The sequence below is a fragment of the Paenibacillus psychroresistens genome (genome assembly GCF_009728935.1).
In the GTDB taxonomy this organism is placed as follows: Bacteria; Bacillota; Bacilli; order Paenibacillales; family NBRC-103111; genus Paenibacillus_AC; species Paenibacillus_AC psychroresistens.
This window is the reverse complement of record NZ_CP034235.1, coordinates 2,109,105-2,122,396: the sequence shown is the minus strand read 5'-3', so window position 1 is coordinate 2,122,396 and position 13,292 is coordinate 2,109,105. Positions and strand designations below refer to the sequence as shown.

General features: G+C 40.7%; 9 protein-coding genes. 2 read left to right on the top strand and 7 right to left on the bottom strand.

Features of this window, described 5'->3' with window-relative positions; genetic code table 11:
• Positions 1-5: 5 nt before the first annotated feature.
• Positions 6-911, bottom strand: a complete 906-nt coding sequence (locus EHS13_RS09590; protein ID WP_155700124.1) for a carbohydrate ABC transporter permease — start codon at positions 909-911, stop codon at positions 6-8.
• A gap of 292 nt (positions 912-1,203) precedes the next feature.
• Between EHS13_RS09590 and EHS13_RS09585 the strand changes: the two genes are divergently transcribed.
• Together EHS13_RS09585 and EHS13_RS09580 are read left to right on the top strand one after the other, a co-directional pair.
• Entirely contained in the window at positions 1,204-3,255 is a 2,052-nt protein-coding gene (locus EHS13_RS09585) for a CBM96 family carbohydrate-binding protein (RefSeq protein ID WP_155700123.1), read from the top strand.
• Between the two features lie 166 nt (positions 3,256-3,421).
• Entirely contained in the window at positions 3,422-4,510 is a 1,089-nt protein-coding gene (locus tag EHS13_RS09580) for a peptidylprolyl isomerase (protein ID WP_155700122.1), read from the top strand.
• A gap of 164 nt (positions 4,511-4,674) precedes the next feature.
• Here EHS13_RS09580 and EHS13_RS09575 read toward each other — a convergent pair whose 3' ends face one another.
• The 6 genes from EHS13_RS09575 to EHS13_RS09550 all read right to left on the bottom strand — a co-directional run bounded on the left by EHS13_RS09575 (position 4,675) and on the right by EHS13_RS09550 (position 13,259).
• Positions 4,675-6,612 (bottom strand): right-handed parallel beta-helix repeat-containing protein, encoded by a 1,938-nt coding sequence (locus EHS13_RS09575; RefSeq protein WP_162463034.1) that lies wholly within the window; start codon positions 6,610-6,612, stop codon positions 4,675-4,677.
• Positions 6,613-6,729: 117 nt separating this feature from the next.
• Positions 6,730-8,265, bottom strand: a complete 1,536-nt coding sequence (locus tag EHS13_RS09570; protein ID WP_155700120.1) for a response regulator — start codon at positions 8,263-8,265, stop codon at positions 6,730-6,732.
• A complete protein-coding gene (locus tag EHS13_RS09565; protein ID WP_155700119.1) occupies positions 8,262-10,052 on the bottom strand; it encodes a sensor histidine kinase in 1,791 nt (596 codons plus the stop codon). The genes EHS13_RS09570 and EHS13_RS09565 overlap by 4 nt, the downstream gene beginning before the upstream one ends.
• Positions 10,053-10,095: 43 nt before the next feature.
• Positions 10,096-10,923, bottom strand: a complete 828-nt coding sequence (locus tag EHS13_RS09560; protein WP_155700118.1) for a carbohydrate ABC transporter permease — start codon at positions 10,921-10,923, stop codon at positions 10,096-10,098.
• Positions 10,920-11,795 (bottom strand): carbohydrate ABC transporter permease, encoded by an 876-nt coding sequence (locus EHS13_RS09555; RefSeq protein ID WP_155700117.1) that lies wholly within the window; start codon positions 11,793-11,795, stop codon positions 10,920-10,922. The genes EHS13_RS09560 and EHS13_RS09555 overlap by 4 nt, the downstream gene beginning before the upstream one ends.
• A gap of 69 nt (positions 11,796-11,864) precedes the next feature.
• Positions 11,865-13,259, bottom strand: coding sequence for an ABC transporter substrate-binding protein (locus tag EHS13_RS09550; RefSeq protein WP_155700116.1), 1,395 nt, complete (start codon positions 13,257-13,259; stop codon positions 11,865-11,867).
• Positions 13,260-13,292: the final 33 nt, after the last annotated feature.

The following is a 13,292-nucleotide window of genomic DNA, read 5'->3' as shown; positions in this document are numbered from 1 at the left end:
CCTCTCTAATTGTTTTTTTTCTGAAGCTTCCACGTCAATAATGTAATCAAGCCTACGATAAGGAATAACACCCATGAAATTGCCGATGCATATCCCATACGGAAATTCCGAAAACCTTCTTCATAAATCCGATAAACGAGCACAGTTGAAGAATCGTTAGGTCCGCCGCTTGTCAAGAAAGCAATTAAATCGAATACCTTAAACGAAGACATTAATGTAGTAATGAACAAGAATGAAGTTGTAGGGCCAAGCAGCGGCAGTGTTATCTTAAAGAATTGCTGCGTCGCATTTGCTCCGTCGATTTTCGCTGCTTCATAAATTTCCTCTGGGATATTCGTCAGTCCTGCGATGAAAATGATAATTTGATAACCCAGTGCCGCCCAAATGGAGATGATAATGATCGCTATTAGCGAATAGTGTGTGTCACCTAACCATTTAGGTGGATTAGTCATCCCTAATTTGATGAGAGTTTGATTTATCGGCCCTAGTGACGGGTGGAATAGTGCGCTCCAGATGGCTCCCAAGGCGATAATTGAAGAAATATACGGAATGAAGAAAGCGACTTTAAAGTAATCCTTCCCGTATACTCTGGACTGAATAAGCACGGACAAGAGCAGAGCCATAAAAATACCGAGTGGAACGGTGACCAGCGTATACGTTAAATTATTTTTTAAAGCCATGAAAAACTTCTCATCATGAAACAGCAGCTTAAAATTGTCTAATCCAATAAAATGAATCGTCGAAAGTCCCCCAACTAGATTCCACTCGCTAAAGCTCAGATATAAGGAAAACACAAGTGGAAAAACACCCAGTAATAGGATTCCTATAAACTCCGGAGCTAGAAAAAGCCAACCTGCTAAGGCTTCTTTTCTTGCATTGTTCCAAAACAAGCGATGACTTTTATTAAACATGATGCCCACCTCAATAATTTCAACTATAAGTCTCACGGCTTACACTATTAGTATAGAGCTTAAGATTCGAAGCCGAGATCGTATTATTTTACTGATTTGTGTAATTTCTTTACCTTTTAAGCTTTCAATCTTTTCTTTAGGATGTCAGGTTTGTTGAACATTGTAATGATTGGGCACAAATAGGTCGAGATCTAACACAGACATCACTCTCTGTTTTGATATAATAGCGAAGTAAACAGCTAGATCGTTCTGAAATGTAAGCGCTTAATACAAACTAAAGGAGGAATGCAGGATGAAATCATTACAAATTAGCAAAAGCTGGTTTCCATTGTTGTTAGCTATATTATTAGTAATGACAGCAACAGCATTGTCGTTTCCCGAACAAGCTAAAGCAGCCGGGATTACTTATTATGTCGATTCTTCTCAGACCAATGACAGTGGAAATGGAACAAGTCCGGCCACAGCTTGGAAATCGTTGACGAAGGTCAACAGCATCACCTTCCTGCCTGGTGACAAAATCTTATTCAAATCCGGCGGGACTTGGACAGGACAGCTGCATCCGCTTGGGTCAGGCAGCAGCGGCAACTCGATCTATATCGATAAATTTGGAACTGGCAACAAACCAATTATTAATGGAGGAGGCATCACAGGAAGCGGTACGGTGTACTTGTATAATCAACAATATTGGGACATTCAAAATCTGGAGATTACCAATGACAGTGCGACAGAAGGCGACCGAAGAGGCGTCGATATAGTCGGTGAGAATGCTGGCACCTTAAACAATATTCATCTAGCCAACCTTGACGTCCATAATGTAAAAGGCACAAACGGTTTCGATGCAATAGCGAAGTTATCCGGTGGCATCTCCGTACAGGTGATCGGCGGAACAACAGCAACCAAGTTTAACAATGTATTGATTGAGAATAATAATGTTCATGACTTGGTACGAACTGGAATCTTTACACAGTCCACTTGGCGGAATCGACTTAGTCAAACGAACGGGTCTGGTGCTTGGACGCCGATGACAAATGTAATCGTTCGCAACAATTCCGTTACTTCGGTAAGCGGTGATGCCATTGTGGTTCGTGCGGCGGATGCTCCGCTGATTGAATACAATGTGGCGGGCAATAACAATACGAGCAACGGTCAATTTACCGATGCAATATGGCAATTCAACACAGATAATGCCATCTCTCAATATAACGAAGCATACGGTCAAAAGACGACGTCCGACGGACTTGGTTTCGATGCCGATTGGAACAGCAATGGAACAATCATTCAATACAACTATAGCCATGATAATGAAGGCGGCGGCTTTATGATCATGGGCCCCGGCCTTGGCTACAATGATAATGTGACCATTCGATATAACATCAGTCAGAACGATAAACAGCGAGGCTTTTACTTCTCCGAAGGAGTAAACACGAATACCAAAATTTATAACAACACGATGTATATTAAGAGCGGCTTAACTACACAACCCGTTGTGATTACAGGATCCTCAACGAATTCATACAGCTTCAAGAACAACATCATTTATAATCAAGGTTCTGGTACGTATTCAACCGGCAATGGTGTGTTCGATTACAACCTATTCTACGGCAACCATCCCGCCAGTGAGCCTGCCGACGCTCATAAATTGACTGGAGATCCGCTATTCGTAAGTGGTGGAACCAGTGGAACCGGCATTACTAGTGTGGCCGGTTATAAACTGCTGACAAGCTCGCCAGCCCTTGGTTCAGGAGTGCTAATTTCCAGTAATGGCGGCAAGGATTATTGGGGGAATTCAGTTTCCACATCTTCATCTCCAAACCGCGGTGCTTATAATGGGACTGGCCAAACGGCAACTACCGTTTCATTGCCAAGCTCGACAGATGATTCGTTCATTAAAGACGGTTCGTCCGCAAGCACGAATTATGGGACGAATACTACGCTCGAGATAAAAAAAAGTGCAACGGCTGGCTTTACGCGAAAATCATATTTGAAATTCAATCTATCGGCTCTTTCCTCGATAAACAGCGCAGTACTTAAGCTGTATGGAAACAATACCACCGATACTACATCTGTTACGGTCAGCATCTTCGCAGCCGCTTCCGATACCTGGACTGAATCTGCTTTAACGTGGAATAATGCGCCAGTTGAGACTGGATCGGTTTTAGCGACGACTGCGGTCAATTCGACTGCTCAATTATATAGCTTTAACATTACAAATTATGCCCAATCTCAGCTATCTGGCGATAAAATAGTGACGCTCATTGTCGAAACGACAACCGCCGATGATAAGCTCATTACCTTTAACAGCGACGAGAATAGCGTCAACAAACCACAGCTGATTATCCAGTAAACCCGAGGATAAACGGCTACGCCGTCCTTTATGGACAGTGCGTTTGCCAAGAAATATCAGTCAAAAGTATGGAATTAAATACTTTCTGATATTTGCACAAAAAATGAGCGCGACAAGAATATGTCGCGCTCTCCTACATAAATCACAAATCGGAGGTGAGGCATGGATGAGATCAACCATTCCGTTACGTTATCTAGTGTTGACGTGTTTCTTACTGCTATTTGCATTCGTATGTGCATTTCTTTGGATAACACATAAGCCAACCGCGGTTGATACTATTGTTGCAACCGTAAACTCCGAACCGGTCCAAGCTCAAGAGCTCCGTTTCTTTATGAACAAGCACCGTGCCGAAATCGTTCAGTTTTATAAACAATCCTATAACATCGAAATGAGCAAATCATTCTGGACAACTAAGATTCAAGGTGAAGCTCCTGCGGAACGATTAAAACGATTGGCACTTGAGGATGTTAGCCAAGTCAAACTTGTGCAAATTCTTGCTAAAGCAACCGGATTAAACTCTTATCTGGATTACTCTGCTTTCTTAAAGGCATGGCATGCTGAAAATGTAAGAAGAGCTGCAGCGGTAGAAAAAGGTGCTGTCATATATGGTCCGATTCAGTATGATGAAGCTATGTATTTCGATTATATTCACAATAATCTAATTCATCAGATACAAGCGAAGCTAACTGAACAAGCTGAGCCTTTAGATGAGAATAAATTACAAGTGCTTTATGACAGTCTCAAGGAATCTATCTTTAAAAAGGAGCCAATCACCCGCGTCCAACTACTTTCTGCACCCTATTTAGATAGGAATGGAAATATCGATAGTGATCGCAAAAAGCTCGCTGAAATGGCAATGCGCCAAGTCGAAAGCGATATAAAAGAGGGAATCAACTTCGATGTACTTGCTCAAGCCTTCATTCAACAAAATAATATCGGCGTAGATTTGAAGGAGCGCATCCTTAACGATTCAACAGCAAGATTAGATTATAAAGAAGATCCGGAATTTACAAAAGAGGTTTCGCTTCTTAAAATCGGTGAAAGCAGTAAACTACTGGAGCTGGATAATGCTTATATGATAATAAACGTAAAGGCAAGATTGAACGGGGGTTATCGGGGTATGGCTGAAGTCAAAGATATCCTGCAATTAAAGTATGCGGAAGAGCTCTATCATACTAAACTCGAGGAGCTCTCCCAACATGCTTCGATTGTTAAAAACGAACGTTTGCTTTACACCTTTGATGTCAGTCCATGATTAGCTTCCGGTGATACTGACTCTTAAATGGATTTAGTATTATCTTTCATACCAATAGCCGGGTCCTCCGCTGTGATCATATTATAGCCGAAATTTGGCGTTATCCCAAAATTTCATCTTCAACAATAACCAAACGAAATAACTCACGCAGTTTCCCTTTGTAATTACCAGTTCAAAATATGTCGAAATTCAAGCTGGAGCCCAGCTTTCATCGCAGCACTTTCTGGGAAATCGGGCTCATTGGGGCGAGTGTTAAAGTGATTATCAGAGAATCTATTCGACTCGAAACCGTTCTTGATCACATCATGATAAAAGATAGGGATTACAATGTCATGCATAATGTTATTACTGACTTCAAACCCACCTGATGCCTCATCCAAATAGATTCCGCCAGGAAACCCACTCGCATTTAAATATTGGGTATAAGACGGATTGGATTCGGATGAGTTGTGTACCATAATTCCTAGTTTATATAGCATGCCTTCTTTATTCCCGTTATGATGGACATAATTTCCTTTAATCACGGATCCTGGCTGTAGCGATAATGTATATATGCCAGCACCATCATGAAGCTTCTGCAGCACATGATGAACATGATTATATTCTATACGGTTCCGGTTAGCGACTGTAGGCAAATGAAAGCGTGGGTAATGAACAGGAGGCTTGGAAAAATAACGATCATCACTGCGTGGGTCTGCATATCCCCATCCCCAGCCAACAGAGATACCGCTATAGGCAACATGATGGATTTCATTGTGAGCAATAACCGTCCCTTCCGTATACCCGGCAATCACTGCTACACTTCCCTTAAATTCAGTTCCAATATCAGAGAAATAATTATTCTCGATTACATTATCATTCACAATGTTACGTGGGTCTTCAGGATGTGCATCAGAGAAAGTAAATCCACCGACCTGTATCCCGCTTCCGGCAATAGCATAAAAACGATTCCCATATATTCGTGCATGAGTCGTACCATTGATCAAATCGACAGCACCGGTACCAAGGTGATGAAACTTGCAGCCTGTTATGGTAATGCCATCCGTTGCATCTAGCACAATCCCTGATGGACAGGTTAAGTAAGAAGAATGCAGCAGCAAATCATCATCAGGATCTTTAATCAAATTCGCCTGCACTTCGGCATGACCCGTTTCGCTCGGGTGCAAACATGTCGTGAAGCTGAATTCGAGATCACAAAACGCCAAATTTGTTACTTTACATTCCAGACTCCCCTTAACTATGATCAATTGTTCTGTAATGGGCACATCCATATACTTAGTTTCAGGACTCTCTTCTTCAGTCGATAAATAATACAACTCTCCTTTTTTACGATCGAAGTACCATTCTCCAGGCTTGCTCATCAGCTCGAAAACATTCTCTATGTAATTAGGTGTACTAATACGTACACCACCCTTAATCAAACAATCTCGGAAACATGGCATTCGCATAGTCACAATCGTTCCCTCAGCACTACTCCTAACCGACTCTACGGGTACAATGCAATGGGTCCAACCTACGTCGTATACGAATTCAATATCCTGCGGATTGCGCCAATCAACCATCTCGCTTAACTTAGTGGAATATCCTTCATAGACAGGGAATTCTCCTTGAAATGTCGTTACACGTTCAAGTTCATTCCAAAACTGAAACCTATCGTCTGTCACGGTTTCCCAACCTAGAGTAATGATTTCTTCACTACGCGGTCGGGGTACTGAATTCCCATCAACATATAGATGACGAGTATTTTCAAGCCACGGAAGCTCTACCTTCCAGAGCGGATATTCGCATTCGCTCTCTACCCTATTCCAACCTGTAATTCTTTTAGCACCGGATATCTGCACATTTTCACCTGGATATGTGCAATAAGTGATACAATTTCCATTAAATCCTGAATCCCTTTCATCAAAAACAATGGGCGCATCCAACTCGTAAACTCCACCTCGTATGTAGACGATGATATCGCTCTTTATACTTATTTTGAGTTCTCTCAATGCATCCCTTGCTCTTGTGATCGTACGAAAAGGCGAAGCTTCATTGCCTTCATTATCATCGTTTCCATGGAGTGCTACATAAATGAAATAATGGCTAGAACCTTGAATCATGTGGTTCTCCTCCTTAAGGTTAGTATGAATAAAGTCCACGTTATATTGTACTCGCATGGCAACATAGATTGAGTACGGAATCGAACTGTTAACTGTGGAATATCAATTGTTCGCGCCTTAATCTTTTTCAAGGTTTTTTTCGCGATACTCGATCGGAGTCAGCCCTGTGAGGGCTTTAAACACTTTGCTGAAGTAATATTGCTCTTGAAAACCTGTTAGCAGAGAGATTTCCTTTGATAACAAATCAGGTCGTTCTATCAAGAGCTCCTTAGATTTCTGAATGCGTAGCTTTGTTAAATATTCAACGGGAGAAACACCCATTTTATTCTTAAATATTTTACTTATATAATACGGAACCAACCCAAACCGCTCTGATAATACTTGATGATTAATCGATTCCGTATAGTGTTTTTGAAGATATTCTTCGATTTGGTTTACGAGCAAATTAGAATCATTTTGTTTGGAAAGTGCGCTTGGGAAAAAACCGTCAAAAATATATTTAAGTCCCTCCTTTATCTCCTTGAATGAAAAAGCATTGGAGAGCAGCTCATCCAGCTCCAATTCTAAATGAACCCGATCATGGGCTTGTGAAATTGAATGGTTCTGATAACAAACGGACAGCAAATATCTAAAGTGCATTTCAATGAAAATTTGCGGAGCTTCCGCTTCCTCCAAACTATCCAGAATATGATCCAGCTCCTGATTAAATGGCTCCTTCTGCTTTTTTTGAATATACAGGGATAGCCTGTTCACCATGTTAGCATCTATCTGCAGACTTTGTGGATCAGAAGCATGGTTCCAAACGTTGTCAAAGAGGTATTGTGATCTTCCGGGAGTCACACTTTTACTGAGCTTTAGAATGGATTTGGGAATATCGTAGCTCAAATCCTCCGGTTTAATAAATTCATTGCCTTTGACTAAAGTAATTGGAAGTGGTATTGCTTCTGAAATAAGGTTATACACCTGATCGGAAACATCCGCTAAGGAATCAGTGATGTCCCGGAATCCAATAATAATCACCTTTTCATTCCCCGTGCTTCCATCTACAACCCAGACATTTCCAAGAAAAGCGAAAGCTTCATCCAGCTTTTTCGTTATTACTAGCCGATCCCATACAAACCGGTTGTAATAATATTTTCCAATCGAGAATGTAACGTAGGGACCGATGGAAAGCACATAAGAACTAAACACTGTGAAAATAGAAGCAACCGGCATTTCCCGATTGGATTTAGCTTGTACCAAGGACTCCCAATAGGCCTGCCATGATGCCTGCACCGTTTCGTAAAATTTAAATGATACCCGTTCCAGCAGTTCAGCAAGTGCTTCTACCGATAAGGGCTTTAATAAATAATCCTCGACTCCCAATTTCATCGCCTTTCTAGCAAATTCAAATTCCTGATAACCGGAAAGAATAATCGTAATTATATTCGGGTAAAGCTTATGCACAACCGTCAATAATTCCAGACCGTCCATCGCCATCATAGAGATATCGGTAATAATTACATCGGGTTTAGCTGCAGCTATCATACTTAAGGCTTCCTCACCATCAAATGCCTCGGCTACCACAATAAAATCCTTATGATAAGTTTGAATTAAATGCTTTGTGTCTCTTAATATTGGAGGCTCGTCTTCAATAATCATAATTCGGATCATAACAAAGGACCTCCAATTGTAATTCTCGCACCTTGTTGAGGCAAATTAACTATTTCAAAAACAAGCTCATTTTCATACAGTATCTTTAATCGTTCATAACAGTTGATTAAACCCAATCCACCTATTTCATGGGCATTGTCGAGCTCGCTTTTATTTAATTTCGCATCAAATTCCTTCCGCTCCTCTTCTATTTTATCCAGGACATTCTTTGAAAACCCATTTCCATTATCTATAATTTCGATATTCCAAAACCCATCAGCAATCCCGCCCATGAGAGTGATTTCCCAAACCGGTTTTCTACCTTTAAAGGCATGGTTAAAACAGTTTTCTACTAGCGGCTGTAGGATCAGCTTAGGAACATGAATCGCGTACAAAGCAGGATCGACTTCCATGATAAAATTAAAATGCCTCTCAAATCGATGCTTCATTAATTTAATGTAGGCTTCCATTTGTGCAAACTCTTCATGGAGCGTGACCTCTTTGTTATTCCCCGATGTTAAATACCTTAGGATATTGGAGGTTTGAGTGCAAATTTCACTGACCTTAACATGATCATTCTCGCGTGCGGCTGAATTAATTACAGCAAGCATGTTGTAGAGAAAATGCGGATTCATTTGCGATTGCAACGCCAAGAAATGCGCCTTAGCTTCTCTGGAACGGGAAAGAATCAATAAATTCATTGACTCCTCCAGCCTTATCATCATGTTATTGAAGGAACGGTTTAATAACATAATTTCATTATGAGTCTTAGGCTCCGGTAGATTCAATTGCCAATTGCTTAAGCTTACCTGCTTGATGGAATCATGGAGCTGAAGCAGAGGCTTGCTTATACTTCTGGAAAGAATATAAATGACCCCTAGTGACAAAAGTAGAAGAATCAATCCCACAAGTGGAATCATCATCAGAATAAATCGCGCCGGGTATAGTAATATGTGCGAAGGTTGAATATAAATGGTTGTCCAACCTGTTAGTTCTGAGCGCTTAAAGACAATAACCTGCTTGTCCAAAGTCGTTTTGCCTTCTTTATTATCTTGAATGATTGGGTGAAGGAGCTCCATTGTACTTCTTATGCTCGTGTTTAATTCGAGCTGTGGATAAATTATATCTCCTTCTTGATCAATCAAGAGGGTCGACACTTGCTGCATATTGCTGACATTCATAATTTTCTCAAGAGCGGAGTAAGGTTGCTGTACCTCGGCAATACCGTAAGATATATTATCATATCGAATTTCTCTAATTAACGAAACGAGTTTAAAGTCGCGTTGATCGGACCACGGGTCATATTGAGGGTCAATGAGAAGCTTACTGCCTTTCAAATCCGATAGTTTCTTGAGCCATGGCAAACTTTGAATGCTTTTCTGAATGGACTCCGGTTTTGTTGGTACGTTGCCAAGACCCATATAATCACCTTCGGGCTTATAAATGCTTAGCCGCCAAGCTGTTGATTTGGGTCCATTTATCGAAGAAAGGATATCCTCAATCTCTCTTGCCCCCTCCAAATCCGTATCAAAGTGATTTACTGCTTGTGCAGCATCAAATGAGGCCAGCTTGTCCCTGATTGTTTTATTGCTCATTAACTGCAAGGCCAAATTATCCATAGTAGATACAAAGCTATCCGCTTGTTCAGAGGTTTTTATTGTAAGCTGCAGCAAATTTTCCTTCGCTCTCGTTTCCAGATTTTTATAGCTATAAAGATACACGCCAAGAGTGGTCAGAAGGATAATAACGATGTTGATCGTTGAATAATAGATAAACATCTTTTTCTGGAAATTGGTATTTTTCAGCATGCCAGGAGCCTCCAAAATGCTTGATAATTCATTATACTATGAATCATCCTTTCACTGCGCCCGCCGTCATGCCCTCAATTACATATTTCTGAAAAGAAAAATAGAGAATTGTAATAGGGGCAAGCGTAACAACCAAAACCGCACAAACGAGATTCCAATCTCGGGAGTACTGACCAAAGAACCCGTAAATGCTTAAAGTAATAGTCCATTGCTTAGAATTGTTCAGTAGAAATAAAGGCAGCAAGAAATCATTCCAAATCGTTATGGCAAGTACAATAACATTAGTTGCTGTAACCGGAAGCAGCAAGGGAAATATTATTCGAAAAAACAATTTAACAGACCCGCAGCCTTCTACAATAGCTGACTCATCGAGCTCGCGTGGAATTCCTTTGATGAAACCCGTATACAGGAATACACTCCATGATAAAGTAGTGGAAACGTAGACAAGAATAATGCCTAGATAAGTACCATTAATATGTAAAAATTTATTGACTGCTATTGTGGTAATTAGGAATAAGGGGACAAACAAACCCATACTGAATAAATAGTAAATCGATTTGGTACGCTTATTGCTAACTCTTGCTATGATAAAAGCGGCCATGCTGGAGAAGACAATCACAATCACTAGGGTCGTAACTGTAATGAAAACACTATTCAACAATGAACGAACCAGGTTTGCCTTCTCAAAAATATCTACATAATTGGAGAACATCCATTTCGTTGGCCATTTCAAGTTAAAGGCATCGGCCTCTCCAGACGTTTTGAGAGAGGTTAGCACCATAATTATCAACGGTGTAATATAAATCAGACTTAGTATAAGCATAACAATTTCTAACAGGTACAACCTGAATGCATGCATCGATATTCTCATAACTCGACCTCACGTGATCTTAGAATATACAGTGAACTTAGTACGATTACGGCAATAAAAATCAGCAATACCAGATTAGCTGCCGTTCCCAACCCATATAAACCGCCCCCAAACTTACTGTACACAATGCCATTCAGCACTTGACTTGAGTTTCCCGGCCCGCCATTGGTCATGACATAGACTATATCGAAAACCTTTAAGCCGCCAATGAGATTCAAGATCACATTAACTGTAATAGAGGACATGATAAGCGGAAGTATGATCGATTTAAGCTTCTGATAATAAGAGGCTCCGTCGATATTCGCGGCTTCCAGATAATCCTTGGAAACTGCTTGCAAGCCGGCTAGAAACACAATCATGCAAAAGCCGCACCACTTCCAAATTTCGACTAAAATAACAGACCAAATCGCGAATACCCGACTGCCCAACCAATCGACAGCCAAGAAGTCTAAGCCAAGGTTGCGTAGGAATAAATTTACCATACCCTCCGGTCTTAGTAAGGATGAGAATATCAATCCCACCACAACCAAGCTCATAATGCTGGGAAAAAAGTAAGCTGTTCTTAGAAAATTTAATGTTTTTAGTTTTTCATTCAAGGCTAGAGCTAGGAATAAACCAATTGTAATTTTAAAGAAGGTAGTGACTATAGTAAACAAAAGCGTATTTTTAAGCGCCAGTATAAATACGTCGTCTTCGAATAGATAGTTAAAATTATCCAGGCCAATAAACTTGATGGCTCTGCTTGAATCCATATCCCAATCGGTAAATGAATAATAAAAGGAAAGAATAGAAGGCACAAGAAAGAATAAAAGGTAAATAGAAAGAGCCGGGATAAGAAACCAATATTTGTAGGGTCTGATTTGTAAATACATCTAACTCACCTGCTTTTTTAAATAAAGTAAGGGGCTTTGACAGCCCCTCCATTAAAAATATATTTTATTCTACCAGCCTGATAGCGATTTAGCTTTAGCTTGCTGTGCAAATCGTTTATCCATGCTTTCAAGCACTTGTGTAGGCGTTTTTCCCCCAGCCAGCATGTCTTGATACATCTTCCAGATATCATTATCCAACCCTGCCGCTATATCACCACCGCCAAAAACAGAGGCTGTAATATTGCCTTTTTTAATGTAGTTGTCTTCAACCTCTTTAATAGGTAACAGCACATTACCGCTAGGTACATCCGTATAAGCGCTAAAACCAGGGTTCTCCTCATAATAAGCGCTGATTACATCCGGTTGCGTCCAAGCTTCAACGACTCGTTTGGCAGCTTCCAAATGCTTGGCATTCTTAAATACCAGCAAGGAAGAACTGGATGGAGCAACAAACATCGGGGCATTATCCTCAAAAGGGATGGGGAACATACCGAACTTCTGGGAAATTCCAGGGTATTTCTTATCCAATTCACTTGGCTCCCATTGTCCCATTGCCACCATCGCTGCTTTCCCAGATCCTATAATTTCATGCATTCCATCATAAGTTGCTGTGATATGATCCTTATTGATCAATTCTTTTTGAACCAATTCCAAATGCTTGCTCAATACGGAATCAAGCTTAGGAATATCCTTCATCTTGATTTTATTCTCAAGCACCTGCTGCCCTACCGCAAGATACTCATCCTTAAATCCAATCACTTGGCCAAAACCAACTGTTTCCCATATTTGAATGGTCCATAAATCTTTATCCATCATATAAACAGGTGTCACACCCGATGCTTTGATTGCTTCGCATACTTTAATGAAATCAGCCCAGGTGGTAGGAACGGTCAAGTTTAATTTAGTGAATATATCTTTGTTATAGAACATCCCCAGAACAAAACCCGTAGAGTTAATCGGTGCCGCAATATATTTGCCATCTTTGGTTTTGAAATCTTTATTAACTAAACGAGACACCCACGATTGGTCCGATAAATCCGTGAAGGCATCATCCGGATAAATGGCAAAAGGGCCGCTAGCGCCTCCAGCGTTGCCGTGGAGTAAATCCGGCACTTCGTTGGCAGCAATTTTGGTTTTCACCAAATTGTCCAACTGATTGTCAGGCGTAACCTGAAGGTCAATGGTAATGCCTGTCTTCTCTTTAATCTTGGCAATGATTTGCTTGTAGGATTTCTCCTTATATTGCGCTGCTGGAATTAACATGGAGACCGTCTCATCCATCATTTGAGCTTTTGGCTCTTCACTAGGTGGAGCCGCTGTTTCAGCCACTGTCGCCTTGACCTCAGGACTTGCACTTGCTTCTGTATTGCTCGTTGATTTGCTGCAAGCTGTTAGTGCGATTATAGTTATTAGAAGCATAACTATCATAGTTGTTCGTTTTGCTTTAGCCGTCATTTTTTTCATTTCCCCCTAGGATCGTTTGGTTTGTTTACATTT